General features: G+C 71.6%; 11 protein-coding genes. 5 read left to right on the top strand and 6 right to left on the bottom strand.

Annotation, left to right across the window (positions count from 1 at the left end):
* The first annotated feature begins 4 nt into the window (after positions 1 to 4).
* On the top strand, positions 5 to 766 hold the full coding sequence (locus CP970_RS02970) for a VOC family protein (protein WP_055551438.1): 762 nt from the start codon (positions 5 to 7) through the stop codon (positions 764 to 766).
* Here CP970_RS02970 and CP970_RS02965 read toward each other — a convergent pair.
* Together CP970_RS02965 and CP970_RS02960 are read right to left on the bottom strand one after the other, a co-directional pair.
* A complete protein-coding gene (locus CP970_RS02965; RefSeq protein ID WP_150492923.1) occupies positions 746 to 3,595 on the bottom strand; it encodes a hypothetical protein in 2,850 nt (949 codons plus the stop codon). The genes CP970_RS02970 and CP970_RS02965 overlap by 21 nt on opposite strands.
* Positions 3,596 to 3,655: 60 nt before the next feature.
* Positions 3,656 to 4,531 carry a LysR family transcriptional regulator gene (locus CP970_RS02960; protein WP_055551443.1) on the bottom strand — a complete coding sequence of 292 codons (876 nt, stop codon included), beginning with the start codon at positions 4,529 to 4,531 and terminating at the stop codon, positions 3,656 to 3,658.
* 95 nt (positions 4,532 to 4,626) lie between these two features.
* Between CP970_RS02960 and CP970_RS02955 the strand changes: the two genes are divergently transcribed.
* The 4 genes from CP970_RS02955 to CP970_RS02940 all read left to right on the top strand — a co-directional run bounded on the left by CP970_RS02955 (position 4,627) and on the right by CP970_RS02940 (position 9,634).
* Positions 4,627 to 5,334, top strand: coding sequence for a succinate dehydrogenase (locus CP970_RS02955; RefSeq protein ID WP_079043773.1), 708 nt, complete (start codon positions 4,627 to 4,629; stop codon positions 5,332 to 5,334).
* A 3-nt stretch (positions 5,335 to 5,337) separates the two neighbouring features.
* Positions 5,338 to 7,296 (top strand): fumarate reductase/succinate dehydrogenase flavoprotein subunit, encoded by a 1,959-nt coding sequence (locus tag CP970_RS02950; RefSeq protein ID WP_055551447.1) that lies wholly within the window; start codon positions 5,338 to 5,340, stop codon positions 7,294 to 7,296.
* Entirely contained in the window at positions 7,293 to 8,039 is a 747-nt protein-coding gene (locus CP970_RS02945; RefSeq protein WP_055551450.1) for a succinate dehydrogenase/fumarate reductase iron-sulfur subunit, read from the top strand. The genes CP970_RS02950 and CP970_RS02945 overlap by 4 nt, the downstream gene beginning before the upstream one ends.
* Before the next feature lie 80 nt (positions 8,040 to 8,119).
* Positions 8,120 to 9,634, top strand: a complete 1,515-nt coding sequence (locus CP970_RS02940; RefSeq protein ID WP_150492921.1) for an acyl-CoA synthetase — start codon at positions 8,120 to 8,122, stop codon at positions 9,632 to 9,634.
* Positions 9,635 to 9,663: 29 nt separating this feature from the next.
* On the opposite strand, the gene CP970_RS02935 is transcribed toward CP970_RS02940, so the two are convergent.
* From CP970_RS02935 to hppD, 4 genes are all read right to left on the bottom strand, one after another.
* Positions 9,664 to 10,542 carry an AraC family transcriptional regulator gene (locus CP970_RS02935; RefSeq protein ID WP_055544329.1) on the bottom strand — a complete coding sequence of 293 codons (879 nt, stop codon included), beginning with the start codon at positions 10,540 to 10,542 and terminating at the stop codon, positions 9,664 to 9,666.
* Positions 10,543 to 10,575: 33 nt separating this feature from the next.
* Positions 10,576 to 12,978: an ATP-binding cassette domain-containing protein gene (locus CP970_RS02930; protein WP_055544330.1), complete on the bottom strand. Its 2,403-nt coding sequence runs from the start codon at positions 12,976 to 12,978 to the stop codon at positions 10,576 to 10,578.
* Between the two features lie 171 nt (positions 12,979 to 13,149).
* Complete coding sequence (locus CP970_RS02925) at positions 13,150 to 14,244, bottom strand: alpha-hydroxy acid oxidase (RefSeq protein ID WP_055544331.1); 1,095 nt, start codon at positions 14,242 to 14,244, stop codon at positions 13,150 to 13,152.
* On the bottom strand, positions 14,225 to 15,331 hold the full coding sequence (gene hppD, locus CP970_RS02920; RefSeq protein WP_055544332.1) for a 4-hydroxyphenylpyruvate dioxygenase: 1,107 nt from the start codon (positions 15,329 to 15,331) through the stop codon (positions 14,225 to 14,227). Before hppD ends, CP970_RS02925 begins: the two co-directional genes overlap by 20 nt.
* Positions 15,332 to 15,418 lie beyond the last annotated feature (87 nt).

Here is a 15,418-nt window from a genome sequence, read left to right as displayed (position 1 = left end):
CGCCGTGATCCGCTGGGCGTACGCCTTCATCGACCGGCCGCGTGACCGCTTCCCGGAGGCGTACGCCTTCTGGGCGGCGGTCACGGGAGCACGCCTCTCCGCGTTCCGGGGCCCGGACGGCGAGTTCGTCACGCTGCTGCCGAAAGGCGGGGGCGACGCGCATCTGAAGGCACAGGCCGTGGGCGGCTCCGGCGGCGCGCACCTGGACCTCGCCGTGGACGACCTCACGGCCGCCGCGGCCCAGGCCCGCGCGCTCGGGGCCGACCCGGTCCACGCGGAGGACGACCTCGAAGTGCTCAGGTCACCCGGTGGACAGCTGTTCTGCCTGGTGCCCTGGAACGGCGAGTCCACCCGCCCCGCGCCGGTCGCCGGGCCCGACGGCGCCACCGCCCGCCTCGACCAGGTGTGCCTGGACACGGCACCGGAGGCGTTCGACGTGGAAGTCGCCTTCTGGACGGCGCTCACCGGCTGGGAGTCCGCCGCGGGCAGACACCCCGAGTTCCACGCACTGCGGCCACCGGCGAACCTGCCGGTCCGCATCCTCCTGCAACGCCTCGGCACACCGGGCGCGTCCGTGGCCGCCCACCTCGACCTCGCCTGCTCGGACGTTGACGCGGTGCGGACCTGGCACGAGGGCCACGGCGCGGAGTTCGTCTCGCGCGGCGCTGCCTGGCTCGTGATGCGGGATCCGGCGGGCGGAACGTACTGCCTGACGGAGCGCGAACCGTGGACGGGGGACGTGCCGTCACGGCGAAGCGCCGGGTGATGGTGACGGCGAGGACGACTGGGAGGGGCTCGGCGTCTCGACGGGAGCCGTGACGTCGTTCGCCCAGGCGGTCGCGAGGACGGTGACGGCCGCGGCGATCGCCGCCACCAGGACGGCGCTGACCGGGGTGGCGAGCGAGGAGAGCCGCCGGAAGTTGCGGATGTGCCCCCAGAGCAGATCCGCCCTGCGGACCAGCCGGATCTCCCAGTACAGGCCGAGGCCGAGGGCCATCACCGTGCTCTGGGCCAGGAGCAGGAAGACGGACAGGGTGGTGGCCTCGCCGGGCGTCTGCAGCTTGGGGACGAGGAGCAGGAGCTGCACCGTCGTCATCACGGTCCACAGCCCGCCCGCCTTCGCCACCGGGCTGTTGCCGCGCAGCCAGGAGTAGAGATAGCCGTACGTGAAGCCGTGCGCGAGCCAGACGCAGGTCGGCCCGCCCGCGACGGTGACCGCTTCGGGAACGCCGCTGTAGCCGTGCGCCTGGGACGCGGTCCACACGCTCCAGGGCAGCGTGAGCAGCGCGGTGGCGGCCGTGGCAGTGACGCCGTTGGCCCACGCGGGGCGGCCCGCCGAACTGCCGAGCGCGGCGGCCCGCAGCCGCGCCGTCTCTCGCGCCGCGTCCGCCGCCGTGGGCTCCTTGAGGCTCTGCCACTTCTCGTCCCAGGTGTTCGCGGGCAGCGAGGTGTCGGCGAGCGTCGCGCGTGACGAGGTCAGGAACCGGTGCCGTCCCTCGGCGAAGAGCAGGGCGCGGGCCAGTGCCGCGACCAGGCGGGTGTGGGTGGCGCCGGTGCGCGCGTGCAGCCGTGCGGCCTGCCGGGCGCGGCCGCGCGGCAGCAGCAGGAGCCCACCGCCCCAGGCGGTGGCCAGCGCGGCTCCGGTCGTCCAGTACGGCAGCCAGCTCTCGGGGGCGCCGAGCACGGTGGAGCTCGCGGCGAGCACGAGCAGCAGGACGCAGCTCGCGCGGGCGCTGGGATGCCAATGGCCCCGAGTGGTGCCGGTGTTGTGGAGGTGGAACAGGAGCAGAGCCGTGACCACCAGCCAGATCAGCTGGAGGGCGGGGGCCAGGACGCGGACACCGAGGAGCATGCGGTCGCCCGGGCTCTGCCCCACCAGCTGGAGCAACAGGGCGGAGGTGACCGGCATGGAGCCGGACACCTCTTCACGGAGAGCCGTCCACCAGGGCAGGCAGGCCGTGATGACCAGAACGCCCAGTACGAGGCGGCGGCCGATGGCCGGACCCGGTGATGTCCGTGGTGGCGCCAGTGTGAGCAGAGCGATCACCCACGGGGCGAGCATCACGGACACGGCAAGCCAACTCGCCACCAGCGAGAGGCGGGTGAGGATGAAGAGTTCTCCGGGATACGACTGCCACAGATCGCGGGGCAGTGCCTGCAGCACGATGGTCGAGGAGACACCGGACCACGCGGCGGCGGCCAGCGGCACGGCCCGAGGACGCGGATTCCACCCCCGCGAGGGGAGCAGAAGCAGGCCGAGGACGGCAGCGGCGGCCAGGGTGGCGCACAGCAGGCACTGGGCGACGGGCCAGGTCCATTGAAGGCCGCCCATCACCCAGGACAGGAGGACGAGGGCCGCTGCGGGCGCGGTGACGGTCAGCACGGTGCGCGGCGGCGGTGGCAGCGCGGTGCGCAGCCGGTACCCGAAGGAGGTGACGAGCACGGGGAGGGCGAAGAGCAGTACGCCCAGGAGCGTGCCTTGGGCCCGGGCCTGGACGGGCAGGGTGTAGGTGTCCAGGTCCGTGTTCTCGAACCACTGGGAGCCCCACACCCAGTAGAGGATGCTCCAGCGTGGCAGGTACAGGTCTTCCAGGACCGCCCCGATGGCCGCGCCCAGGAGGAGACAAGCGGCCACCGTGGCCTGGCGTGTGCGGCGCAGGAGCCGCGCTGTGCCACCGGGCGCGCGGCGCAGGCCGAGCAGGGTGCCGCCCAGGGCCAGGAGCAGGGCGAGCAGTGAGAGCGCGGCCTGGTACCGGGGTGCCGCGTCGGTCTCCTCCTCCTCGTCCTCGGGGATCTCCGCGTACGGAGGGAGCAGCCGGGCGGATACGGAGATCGCCTCTCCGACCTCCTCGCGCTGGGTGAGGCGGAAACGGACCGAGTGCGCGGTCTGCCGGTCCGGGCGGCCCTTGACCTCCATGCCCCATTCCCGGGGGAGGCTCAGGCTCCAGGTCCAGCGGCCCGGCAGACGGGGCACGAAGCCCTCGTCGCCGTCCGGCACCCGCTCCCCGAGGCTGAAGGGGGCCAGCCGGTCGCCGGTCAGACCGGTGGAGGTGACGGTGTGCTCGGCGGTGACCGTGACGCGCCCGCCCTTGGTGGGCTGACTGACGGTGCACCAGCCGGGGAGGCCCTCGAGGTTCGGCTGGTCCTCGTTCCCGGACTCCATGTTCGCGAGGGGCTGCGCGGTCGCGTACCCGCCGGGCAGGACGTACGCGACCTCGGCCATGCGTTCGGGCTCTGTCCGCAACGTCTCGACGAGCGGGTCGTCGGCCCGCAGGCTCAGCCGCATCCGGGACGTGACCCGCCAGTCCTTCGTGCCGTGGTGGGTGACGCGGACGGCGATGTCCCCGCCGCTGCCCCTTCGAGGGAGCCACGGAGTGGTGTCCTGCGGCCCTGCCGGGAATTTAGCGGACCTCTCCGGCAGCTCGTCGGGGTCCGGTGCGCTCAGCTCTTCGCGCTCCTCGGTGAAGAGCTGCTGCCGCGCCGCGTCGCCCCATCGGTCCGCTCCCCACACCGCGCACCCCGTGACGGCCGCGCACACCAGCAGCAGCCGGACGGCCCGCACCGCTCCTCGGGCCATGCCTCGCGCAGTCGGCACGGGCACCCCTCCCCCCACCGGGAGGGCCACTGTAGAGCCGCCCACGCGCCACCGGCAGCCTCAGCGCTCCACCAGCATCCGCTGCAGTTCCCGTGCAGCCCGCGGCGGCGCCACGTCGCTGCGGTGGGCCAGCGCGATCGTGCGGTGCAGGCTCGGCTTCGCCAGGGGCGTCACCCGCAGGCCGGAACCGGCGCGTTCCGCGACCATGCGGGGCACGACCGCCACCCCGAGGCCCGCGCGGACGAAGCCGAGCACCGCGTCCATCTCGCCGCCCTCGACCGCGAACTCCGGCTCGAACCCCTCGGCCCGGCACGCGGCGACGGTGAGTTCGCGCAGGTCGTAGCCGTGCCGGAACATGACGAGGCGCTCGCCCTGGAGATCCGCGATGCGCACGGCCTTGCCGAGGGCGCGGGCCGTGGGCGCCGACACCACGACCAGGTCCTCGCGCAGCAGCTCCACGGTGGTCAGGGCGGGCGAAGGCGAGGGCAGCGGCAGCACGACGAGTGCCAGGTCGAGGGCGCCGCGCGCCAGTTCGCGGACGAGGTCGTGGGAGCCGCCCTCCTCGATCAGGAGCTGGATGCCGGGGTGGCGGTCGTGGAAGGCGCGCAGGACGTCGGGCAGCAGACCCGTACAGACGCTCGGGGTCGCCCCGAGGCGGATGCGGCCGCGGCGCAGCTGCGCCAGTTCCTGGACCTCGATGCGGGCGGTGTCCGCGTCGGCGAGGATCCGGCGGGCGAGCGGCAGCAGCGTCTCGCCCGCGTCGGTCAGCGTGATGTTGCCGCGGGCCCGGCTGAACAGCTCCGCGCCGAGTTCGTTCTCCAGGGCGCGGATCTGCTGGGAGAGCGAGGGCTGCGAGACGTGGACCTCTTCGGCGGCCCGGGTGAAGTGCCTGGTCTCGGCGACCGCGACGAAATAGTGCAGCTGCTGGAATTGCATATCCGAACGATACGTCCGTTGATAGGCAGTGGCTATGGAGATCAGCTGATCCATCTCTTGGACTGATCGGGACTTTCGGCCGTAGCGTCGCGGGCATGGCTCTGGCAACGCGGACGGACAAACGGCCGTCCATGACCCGCACGCTGTGGGACTCCACCATCGGCAAGAAGACCGTGATGGCGGTGAGCGGTCTGATCATGCTGCTCTACCTGGTCGCCCACATGGTCGGAAACCTGAAGATCTTCTTCGGGCCCGAGGAGATCAACCACTACGCCCACTGGCTGCGCACCGTCGGTGAGCCCTTCATGCACTACGAGTGGACGCTCTGGCTGGTCCGCGTGGTGCTCGTCGTCGCGGTCGTCGCGCACGCCACCTCCGCGTACCAGCTGAGCCGCCGCGACATCAGGGCGCGCCCCACCAAGTACGTGCACAAGAAGCCCGAGGCGAGCTTCGCGACCCGCACCATGCGCTGGGGCGGCATCATCCTCGCCCTCTTCATCGTCTGGCACATCCTCGACCTGACGACCGGCACCGTGCACCCGGGCGACTACCAGCACCTGCACCCGTACCAGAACATCATCGACACCTTCTCGACCTGGTACGGCAACGTCATCTACATCGTCGCCGTGCTCGCCCTCGGCCTCCACGTGCGGCACGGACTGTGGAGCGCCGCACAGACCCTGGGCGTGGGCACCGCCGCCCGCGACCGCGTCCTCAAGCCCCTGGCCAACGGCCTCGCGCTCGTCCTCGTCGTGGGCTTCGTCTCCGTACCCGTCGCCGTCATGACCGGACTGGTGAGCTGACCCATGAACTACTCCCGTGAATACGCCGAGTACACGACCGGCGAACCGGTCGTCGACACCAAGGCCCCCACCGGGCCGATCGCCGAGCGCTGGGACACCCGCCGCTTCGAGGCCAAGCTGGTCAACCCCGCCAACCGCCGCAAGCACACCGTGATCGTGGTGGGTACGGGTCTCGCGGGCGGCGCCGCGGGGGCCACGCTCGCCGAACAGGGCTACCACGTCGTGCAGTTCTGCTACCAGGACTCGCCCCGCCGCGCCCACTCCATCGCCGCGCAGGGCGGCATCAACGCCGCGAAGAACTACCGCAACGACGGCGACTCCATCCACCGGCTCTTCTACGACACCGTCAAGGGCGGCGACTTCCGGGCCCGTGAGTCCAACGTGCACCGGCTCGCGCAGATCTCCGTCGAGATCATCGACCAGTGCGTCGCCCAGGGCGTGCCGTTCGCCCGCGAGTACGGCGGGCTCCTGGACACCCGCTCCTTCGGCGGCGTCCAGGTGTCGAGGACCTTCTACGCGCGCGGGCAGACGGGCCAGCAGCTCCTCCTCGGTGCCTACCAGGCCCTGTCGCGGCAGATCGCCGCGGGCAACGTGGAGATGCATCCGCGCACCGAGATGCTCGATGTGATCGTGGTGGACGGCAGGGCGCGGGGCATCGTGGCCCGTGACCTCATCACCGGGAAGATCGACACGTACTTCGCCGACGCCGTGGTCCTCGCGTCCGGCGGCTACGGCAACGTCTTCTACCTGTCGACGAACGCCATGAACTCCAACGCCACCGCCGTCTGGCGGGCCCACCGGCGCGGCGCCCACTTCGCCAACCCCTGCTTCACCCAGATCCACCCCACCTGCATCCCGCGCACCGGCGACCACCAGTCCAAGCTCACCCTGATGAGCGAGTCGCTGCGCAACGACGGCCGCATCTGGGTCCCCAAGGCCAAGGGCGACGACCGCCCGGCGAACAAGATCCCCGAGGACGAGCGCGACTACTACCTGGAGCGCATCTACCCCTCCTTCGGCAACCTCGTGCCCCGCGACATCGCCTCGCGCGCCGCGAAGAACGTCTGCGACGAGGGCAGGGGAGTGGGCCCCGGCGGACAGGGCGTCTACCTGGACTTCGCCGACGCCATCCAGCGCATGGGCAAGAAGAAGGTCGAGGAGAAGTACGGCAACCTCTTCGACATGTACGAGCGGATCACCGCGGAGAATCCGTACGAGGTGCCGATGCGCATCTACCCCGCCGTGCACTACACGATGGGTGGCCTCTGGGTCGACTACGACCTCCAGACCACCGTCCCCGGCCTGTTCGCGATCGGCGAGGCCAACTTCTCCGACCACGGCGCGAACCGGCTCGGCGCCAGCGCCCTCATGCAGGGCCTTGCCGACGGGTACTTCGTGCTCCCCTCCACCATCAACGACTACCTCGCGCGCAACCCGCACCACGACGAGGTGAGCCAGGAGCACCCCGTCGTGCAGGAGGTCCTCGCCGAGACCGAGGACCGGCTCCACCTGCTCCTCGCCGTCGACGGCGACCGCACCCCCGACTCCTTCCACCGCGAACTGGGCGAAGTGATGTGGGAGTTCTGCGGCATGGCCCGCACCGAGACGGGGCTGCGCAAGGCCCTGGAGCGCATCCCGCAGATCCGCGAGGAGTTCTGGCGCCGGATCAAGGTCCCCGGCACCGGCGAGGAGTTCAACCAGTCCCTGGAGAAGGCCAACCGCATCGTCGACTACCTGGAGCTCGCCGAGCTCATGTGCCTCGACGCCCTGCACCGCGCCGAATCCTGCGGCGGCCACTTCCGCGAGGAGTCCCAGACCCCGGACGGCGAGGCCGCCCGCCGCGACGAGGAGTTCTCCTACGCGGCCGCCTGGGAGTTCACCGCCACCGGCGAGGCTCCCGTGCTGCACAAGGAAGACCTCGCCTTCGAGTACGTCCACCCCACTCAGCGGAGCTACGCATGAAGCTCACCCTGCGCGTCTGGCGCCAGAAGAACACCGACGCCTCCGGCGCCATGTCCACCTACGAAGTGGACGGGATCTCCCAGGACATGTCCTTCCTGGAGATGCTGGACACCCTCAACGAGGAGCTCATCCTCAAGGGCGAGGACCCCGTCGCCTTCGACCACGACTGCCGCGAGGGCATCTGCGGCGCCTGCTCGCTCGTCATCAACGGCGACGCGCACGGCCCCGAGCGCACCACCACCTGCCAGCTCCACATGCGGTCCTTCCAGGACGGCGACACGATCGACGTCGAACCGTGGCGCGCGGCGGCCTTCCCGGTCGTCAAGGACCTCGTGGTGGACCGCACCGCCTTCGACCGCATCATCCAGTCCGGCGGCTACATCAGCGCACCGACCGGGGCCGCGCCCGAGGCGCATGCCGCGCCCGTGCCCAAGCCGGACGCGGACTCCGCCTTCGAGCACGCGGAGTGCATCGGGTGCGGGGCGTGTGTGGCCGCCTGCCCCAACGGGTCGGCGATGCTGTTCACCTCGGCCAAGGTCAACCATCTGAACGTGCTTCCGCAGGGTGCGCCCGAGCGGGAGACCCGTGTCCTCGACATGGTGGCGCAGATGGACGAAGAGGGCTTTGGCGGGTGCACGTTGACCGGTGAGTGCGCCACCGCCTGCCCGAAGGGCATTCCGCTGCCGTCCATCGCCGCGATGAACAAGGAGTGGTTGCGGGCCACCCGGAAGGTGAGTCGGTAGCCACCGCGTGGTTGCCCGCGGGTGCTTCGTGGCTTGTCGCGCAGTTCCCCGCGCCCCTGACGGGGCGTTACCTTCACGGGATGTATCCGGGAGCGTACGACCCCGCCAGAACGGCCGTCGTCAGCGCCGACGGCACTCGGACCCTCACCTACGGACAACTCGAAGAACGTTCCCTGCGGCTCGCGGATCATCTGCGGGCCGCAGGCTTGCGTAGGGGCGACCACCTCGCCCTGCTCTGCGACAACGACCCGCGCGCTCTTGAGGTCTACTGGGCCGTCATGCGGTCCGGTCTCTATCTCACCGCGGTCAACCACCACTTGAGCGCGGACGAGGCCGCCTACATCGTGCGCGACTGCGGTGCGGCCGCACTCGTCGTCTCCGGTTCGCTCGCCGAACTCGGCGCGGCCGTCATCGAGTTGGCGGGCGGCCCGCCGCTGGTGCTCGGGCTCGACGACGGTACGTACGACAAGGCCCTGGACGCGGCGTCCACCGTGCCGCCCGCCCGCCAGCCGCTCGGCACCGACATGCTCTACTCGTCCGGTACGACCGGGCGGCCCAAAGGGGTCGAACCCGCCCTCCCCGAGGGGGACGTGCGCGAACAGCCCACGGCGTACACCCTCATCTTCCAGGCGGCGTACGGCTTCGACGAGGACAGCGTCTACCTCTGTCCCGCCCCGGTCTACCACGCGGCGCCGCTGCGTTTCTGCGGCGTGGTCACCGCGACCGGCGGCACGGTCGTCCTGATGGACGCCTTCGACGCGGAGGGCGCCCTCGCGGCCGTCCAGCGCCACCGGGTGACGCACAGTCAGTGGGTGCCGACCATGTTCGTCCGCATGCTGAAGCTCCCCGCCGAGGTGCGCGAGCGGTACGACGTGTCGTCGATGAAGGTCGCCATCCACGCCGCCGCGCCCTGCCCCGTCGAGGTCAAGCGCCGGATGATGGAGTGGTGGGGGCCCGTCCTGTATGAGTACTACTCGTCGACGGAGGGCAACGGCATCACCTTCATCGCCCCCGACGAGTGGTTGCGCAAGCCGGGCTCGGTGGGCCGGGACGGGGTCATCGGGGTGCTGCGGATCTGTGACGAGTCGGGGCGGGTGCTGGCCGCGGGGGAGACGGGGACCGTCTACTTCGAACGCGACGACGTGGCCTTCCGGTACCACAACGACACCGACCGCACCCGCGAGGCGCAGCACCCCGAACACCCCAACTGGACCACCACCGGAGACATCGGCCACGTCGACGAGGACGGCTACCTCTTCCTCACCGACCGCAAGGCGTTCATGATTATCTCGGGTGGTGTGAACGTCTATCCGCAGGAGGCGGAGGACGTGCTCGTGCTGCACCCGGCCGTCGCCGACGTGGCCGTCGTCGGCGTGCCCGACGCCGAGATGGGGGAGTCGGTCAAGGCGGTCGTCCAGGTCGAGCGCGGGATCGTCCCCGGACCCGAACTGGAGCGCGCCCTCATCGACTTCGCGCGCGAACGCATCGCGCACTACAAGGCGCCGCGCAGCGTCGACTTCACCGAACGCCTGCCGCGCACCCCCACCGGCAAGCTGGCCAAGTCCCGCCTTCGCGACGCCTACCGGGGCGGGTGAGCGCCCGCCCCGGTAGGCGTCGCAGCCGGTCAGCCCTGTTCGCGCTCCACCGGCAGCCACAGCTCGGCCTCGGCCTCGTTCCGGTCGGGGGACATCCGGGTGCGCAGGATCTCCGGTCCGGGACGGGTGCGGTACGGGTTGGCGGGGAACCACTCCGTGAACACGTCCCGCCACAGGTACTGGATGGCCTCCGGTGCCGGACCCGACGTGGTGAAGACCGCCCAGGTGCCCGCGGGCACGGCGAGGGCGGTGCTGCCGTCGGGGAGGGACTCGGGTCCCGGTGCGGCGGTGATCACCCCTTGGTAGTAGTCGAGTTCGGTGCCCTCGGCGCGGCCGGGGTCCAGGTCGTCGCAGACCGCGACGGTGCCGTGCGGCTCCTGGTCCGACAGCTTCGCCAGGGACTCCATGGTCCCCGGCGCGATCCCGCGCACGAAATCGATGATCGCCTGGTTCGGACCCACGTGCACCAGGGGTACCCGGGCCTTCGGCCCGACCACGGTGAAGTCCGGCTTGTCCACGACGCGATAGCGCATGCTGCTGCTCCCTTCGACGGTGAGGCGGAAGGACAGCCGGGGCTGGGAGACGAGCGCGGCGCCGCCGCGCCTCGCCTCGCCGGGACCGACGCCGTGCACGGCACGGAACGCGCGGGCGAACGCCTCGCCCGAGCCGTATCCGTAGCGCACGGCGATGTCCAACAGCGACTCCCGGCCCGCGAGCACCTCGGCACCGGCGACGGTGAGCCGCCTGCGCCGGATGTACTCCGACAGCGGCATCCCCGCGAGCGCGGAGAACATCCGGCGCAGGTGGTACTCCGAGGTGGCCGCGGTGCGCGCGAGCACCGCCACCTCGATCACCTCCGTCAGCTGCCGCTCGATGTGCTCCATGACCTGGTTGAGCCGCTCCAGCACGCCCGGCCTCCTTCCTTGTTCGTGATCACCACGCTAGGCAGTGGGCACCCCGGAGGACCCGACATCCTGTGCCCGATGCGGTCGGGTGCCGCCGCGCGCCCTCGCCAGGTACGGGGCGGTCCTGCTGCCCTCGGCGCGCGCCACCTGCGCCGGGGTGCCCGCCGCCACGATCAGTCCACCGCGGTCGCCGCCGCCGGGGCCCAGGTCGATCACCCAGTCGGCACCGGCCACCACCGCCATGTCGTGCTCCACGACCACCACGGAGTTCCCCGCGTCGACCAGCTCGTGCAGACGGTGGGTGAGGACCTCGACGTCGGCGGGGTGCAGGCCCGTCGTCGGCTCGTCCAGGAGGTAGAGGGTGTGACCGCGGCGCACCCGCTGCAACTCGCTGGCCAGTTTGATGCGCTGGGCCTCGCCGCCGGAGAGTTCGGTGGCGGGCTGGCCGAGCCGCAGATAGCCGAGGCCCACGTCGAGCAGCGTGCGCAGGCTGCGTACGACGGCCGGGGTGTCGGTGTCCGCGAAGAAGTCCGCTGCCGCCTCCACCGTGAGGTCGAGCACCTGCGCGATGTTCCGCCCGTGGTAGGTCACTTCGAGCGTCTCGGGGTTGTAGCGGGCGCCCGCACAGTCCGGGCAGGGCGCGTACGTACTGGGCAGGAAGAGCAGTTCGACGCTGACGAAGCCCTCGCCCTGGCAGGTCTCGCAGCGCCCGCCCGCCACGTTGAAGGAGAACCGGCCCACTCCGTAGCCGCGCTCCTTCGCCGTGCCGGTCGCCGCGAAGACCTTGCGTACGACGTCGAAGAGGCCGGTGTACGTGGCCAGGTTGGAGCGCGGCGTGCGGCCGATCGGCTTCTGGTCCACGCAGACCAGACGGCCCACCCCCGCGAGCTCCTCGGTGATCTCACCGACGAGCGTGGACTTGCCGGACCCCGAGACGCCGGTCACCGCGGTGAAGGCGCCGAGCGGGACCTCGGCCGTCACCTCGCGCAGATTGTGACGGCTCACCGGGCCGAGCTTCAACCAGCCCTGCGGAGTGCGCACTTGACGGTCCGCGGGCGGCTCGTCGTTGAAGAGGAAGCGGGCCGTCGCCGACGCGTCGACCCCCGCGAGCTCCGCCACCGGGCCGCTGTGCAGCACCTTGCCGCCGTGCTCGCCCGCCTGCGGCCCCACGTCGACGAGCCAGTCCGCGTGGCGTACGACATCGAGGTGGTGCTCCACGACGAAGACGGAGTTGCCCGCGTCCTTCAGGCGGTCGAGAACCGTCAACAGGGCTTCAGTGTCGGCGGGATGGAGTCCGGCTGACGGTTCGTCAAGGACGTACACCACGCCGAACAGGCCCGAGCGGAGCTGCGTCGCCAGGCGAAGGCGCTGCAGTTCGCCCGCCGAGAGGGTGGGCGTCGCGCGGTCCGGGCTCAGATAGCCGAGGCCGAGCTCGGTGACCGTCGCGATCCTGGCCAGCAGGTCCCCGGTCAGGACGCGCGCGGTCTCCGACGAATCCGCCGCCCCCGCGAGGGCGTCGGCCAGCTCGGACAGCGGCAGCGCCGCGAGCTCCGCGATCGTACGGCCCGCGAAGGTGACCGCCATCGCCTCGGGGCGCAGCCTGCTCCCGCCGCACGCCGGACACGGCGCGCTCGTCAGGAACCGTTCGGCCTTCGCGCGCAGCGTCTGGCTCTTGGAGTCCGAGAAGGTCTTCATCACATAGCGGCGGGCGCTCATGTACGTGCCCTGGTAAGGGCGTTGGATGCGGCCCGCGTCGCGCACCGGGTGCACGGTCACCACCGGTTGCTCGTCCGTGAACAGGATCCACTCCCGGTCCTCGGGCGGCAGCTCGCGCCAGGGACGGTCCACGTCGTGGCCGAGCGTGTCCAGGACGTCGCGGAGGTTCTTGCCCTGCCAGGCGCCGGGCCAGGCCGCGACGGCGCCCTCGCGGATGGAGAGCGAGGGGTCGGGGACGAGCAGTTCCTCGGTGGTGCGGTGCACGCGGCCGAGGCCGTGGCACTCGGGGCACGCACCGGCGGCCGTGTTCGGCGAGAACGCGTCCGAATCGAGCCGCTCGGCGCCCTCGGGGTAGGTGCCCGCACGTGAGAACAGCATCCGCAGCGAATTCGAGAGAGTGGTGACCGTGCCGACGGACGAACGGGACGTCGGCGCGGAGCGGCGCTGCTGGAGCGAGACCGCGGGCGGCAGCCCGGTGATCTCGCCGACCTTCGGGGCACCCACCTGGTGGATGAGCCTGCGGGCGTACGGCGCGACGGATTCGAAGTAGCGCCGCTGGGCCTCGGCGTAGATCGTCCCGAAGGCGAGCGAGGACTTGCCGGAGCCGGAGACGCCCGTGAAGACCGCGAGCACGTCGCGCGGAATGTCCACGTCGACGCCCTGGAGGTTGTGCTCGCGGGCACCCCGGACACGGACGAACGGGTCGTGGGGGCGGCTGTGCATGGGGGCTCCGTACGTGGCTCGGGGACAAACCCCACGATTCTAGGCCGTGGGCCTTGGCGCGAGTCGGGGCCCGGCGTGCCGCCTGGGCCTGCCGCCGTGTCTCGTTGTTCTCCGCCGGTGATTCGTGGCTGGGCGCGCAGTTCCCCGCGCCCCTTACGGGGCGCCCCCCCGCTACCGGGCGTGCGTCGTGTGTATGCGGGATGCTGACGGTACTGTCGCGCATCCCGCCAGGCCCAAGGCGTCCTTGAGTTCCTCCGCGAGCAGGTGAAGCACGTGGCGTACGCCCGGTTCGCCCGCCAGGGCCAAGCCCCAGAGCGGCGGGCGGCCGATCAGGACGCCGGACGCGCCTAGGGCAAGCGCCCTGAGCACGTCCGTGCCGGTGCGTACGCCGCTGTCCAACAGGACCTCGCAGTGGTCGGCGACGGCCGCCACCACGGCGGGCAGCGCGTCCGCGCTCGGTACGGCGCCGTCGAGCTGGCGGCCCCCGTGGTTGGAGACCACCACGGCGTCGACCCCGCACTCCACGGCGCGCACCGCGTCCTCGGGGGCCAGTACGCCCTTGAGGATCAGCGGAAGGCTGGTGCGCTCACGCACCTCCGCGACGGCCGACCACGTCAGGGCGGGCGAGAACGCCGCGCCCGTGTGGACGGCGAGCGCGGAACCCGCGCCGGACGTGGCCCGGTGCGCGGCCGAGGGACGGTCGTCGAGGTGCGCGGCCCGCACCCGGTCGGGCAGCGCGAAGCGGTTGCGCACGTCGCGCAGCCTGCGCCCCATCCACGGCACGTCCACAGTGAGCATCACCGCCTCCGCGCCCGCGTCCGCCGCCCGGGCGACCAGATCGAGCGAGCGGCCGGGCTCGCGCAGCCAGTACAGCTGGAACCAGACGCTCCCGCCGATCGCCGTGAGCTGTTCCACGGGCACGCTGCTCAGCGTGCTCGCGGTGAACGGCACCCCCGCGGCCTTCGCCGCGCGGGCCGCGGCCAGCTCGCCGTCGGGGTGCAGGAGCCGCTGGTAGGCGACCGGCGCCAGGGCCACCGGCATCCCGTACCGGTGCCCGAGCAGCGTCGCTTCCGTCGAGCACCGGGACACGTCGCGGAGCACCCTCGGGACGAGGAACACCCGGTCCAGGGCGGCCCGGTTGGCGTCGAGCGTCGTCTCCGTGCCGCTGCCCCCGGCGACGAAGTCCCGGACGTCGGCGGGCAGGACCGCGGCGGCCGCCCGCTCGACGTCGGCCAGGCAGAGCAGGTCAGCGACGGTGGAAGCCACGCTGCTTCGTCCGCTCCACCTCCACCGCCTCGTACAGCGCCTTGATGTTCGCGCTGCCGAAGGTCGCGGAGCCCTGGCGTTCGATGATCTCGAAGAACAGCGTGCCCCGCGCGTGGGCCGAGGCGGTGAAGATCTGGAAGAGCTGGCCGTCGTGGTCCTCGGCGGCGAGCACGTTCGTCGCCCGCAGGTCGTCCAGGCGTTCCGAGGTCAGATCGACCCGGCGGCCGAGCCGGTCGTAGTACGAGGAGGGGGTGCGCAGGAAGGTGACGCCGCGGTCGGAGAGGGCACGGACCGAGTCCACCGCGTCGCGCGCGGAGAACGCCAAGTGCTGGACGCCCGCGCCCTGATGGCTCTTGAGGAAGTCGTCTACCTGCCCGGAGGCGGCCGAGACGTCGGGCTCGATGAGCGTCAGCGTCACGGTGCCCGAGGCGCCCTGCACGGCCGTCGACTCCATCGCCTGGGTGCCGACGACGATGTGCTCCTCGAAGACGTTCCGGAAGCCGAGGGTGTCGCAGTAGTAGTCGACCATCGGGTCCAGGTCGCCCGCGTTGAGGCAGACCGCGATGTGGTCGAGGTCGACGAGGCCGACGTCAGGGGCCCCTTCGCCGTCCGCGCCTGGCACCGGTTCGAATCCGACGGGCAGCCCGGACGGCGCCGCGGGGTCCCGCTGCACGAGCGTGTGGACGAGGTCCCCGAAGCCGCGGAGCGCGGCGGTGACCCCCGGTCCGCCGTCTGCCGTGTGCCGTTCGGGGCGGCGGTGGGCGAGCGCGCCGCGTGCGACCGCGGCGTCGAAGGCCGCCTCGACGTCGGCGGTGCGCAGCGCGATGTCGGCGACGCCGTCGCCGTGTTCGAGGACGTACGCCGATGCGGGGTGCTGCTCCGACACCGCCTGGGTGACGACGAGCGCGATCTTCCCGTGGCGCAGCGCGATGCCGCGGTGGTCCGCGGAACCACCGGTCCCCACCACCGCGAAGCCGTACCGCTCGACCCAGGAGGACGCCGCCGCGTCCACGTCTTCGACGTACAACTCGACGTAATCGATGGAGAGATCCGCGAGCGGATCCGCTGATTTCGATAAATCCCGCATGTGTGTCTCCAGAATCCGGAGAGAAATGGGCTCCTGGGACTCTACGGTTCTGATCTCCCATCTGGCCACGGACCATATGGACGAGTC

The organism is Streptomyces kanamyceticus (assembly GCF_008704495.1).
GTDB lineage: Bacteria > Actinomycetota > Actinomycetes > Streptomycetales > Streptomycetaceae > Streptomyces > Streptomyces kanamyceticus.
Note: the sequence above shows the minus strand (reverse complement) of the source record. Positions and strands in the feature narration are given on the sequence as shown.

Excerpts from the sequence above, each read along its gene's own strand:
- CP970_RS02940 (WP_150492921.1), top strand. The coding sequence starts at position 8,120 with ATGTATCCGGGAGCGTACGACCCCGCCAGAACGGCCGTCGTCAGCGCC.
- CP970_RS02930 (WP_055544330.1), bottom strand. The coding sequence starts at position 12,978 with ATGCACAGCCGCCCCCACGACCCGTTCGTCCGTGTCCGGGGTGCCCGC.
- CP970_RS02960 (WP_055551443.1), bottom strand. The coding sequence starts at position 4,531 with ATGCAATTCCAGCAGCTGCACTATTTCGTCGCGGTCGCCGAGACCAGG.
- hppD (WP_055544332.1), bottom strand. The coding sequence starts at position 15,331 with ATGCGGGATTTATCGAAATCAGCGGATCCGCTCGCGGATCTCTCCATC.
- CP970_RS02955 (WP_079043773.1), top strand. The coding sequence starts at position 4,627 with ATGGCTCTGGCAACGCGGACGGACAAACGGCCGTCCATGACCCGCACG.
- CP970_RS02950 (WP_055551447.1), top strand. The coding sequence starts at position 5,338 with ATGAACTACTCCCGTGAATACGCCGAGTACACGACCGGCGAACCGGTC.
- CP970_RS02945 (WP_055551450.1), top strand. The coding sequence starts at position 7,293 with ATGAAGCTCACCCTGCGCGTCTGGCGCCAGAAGAACACCGACGCCTCC.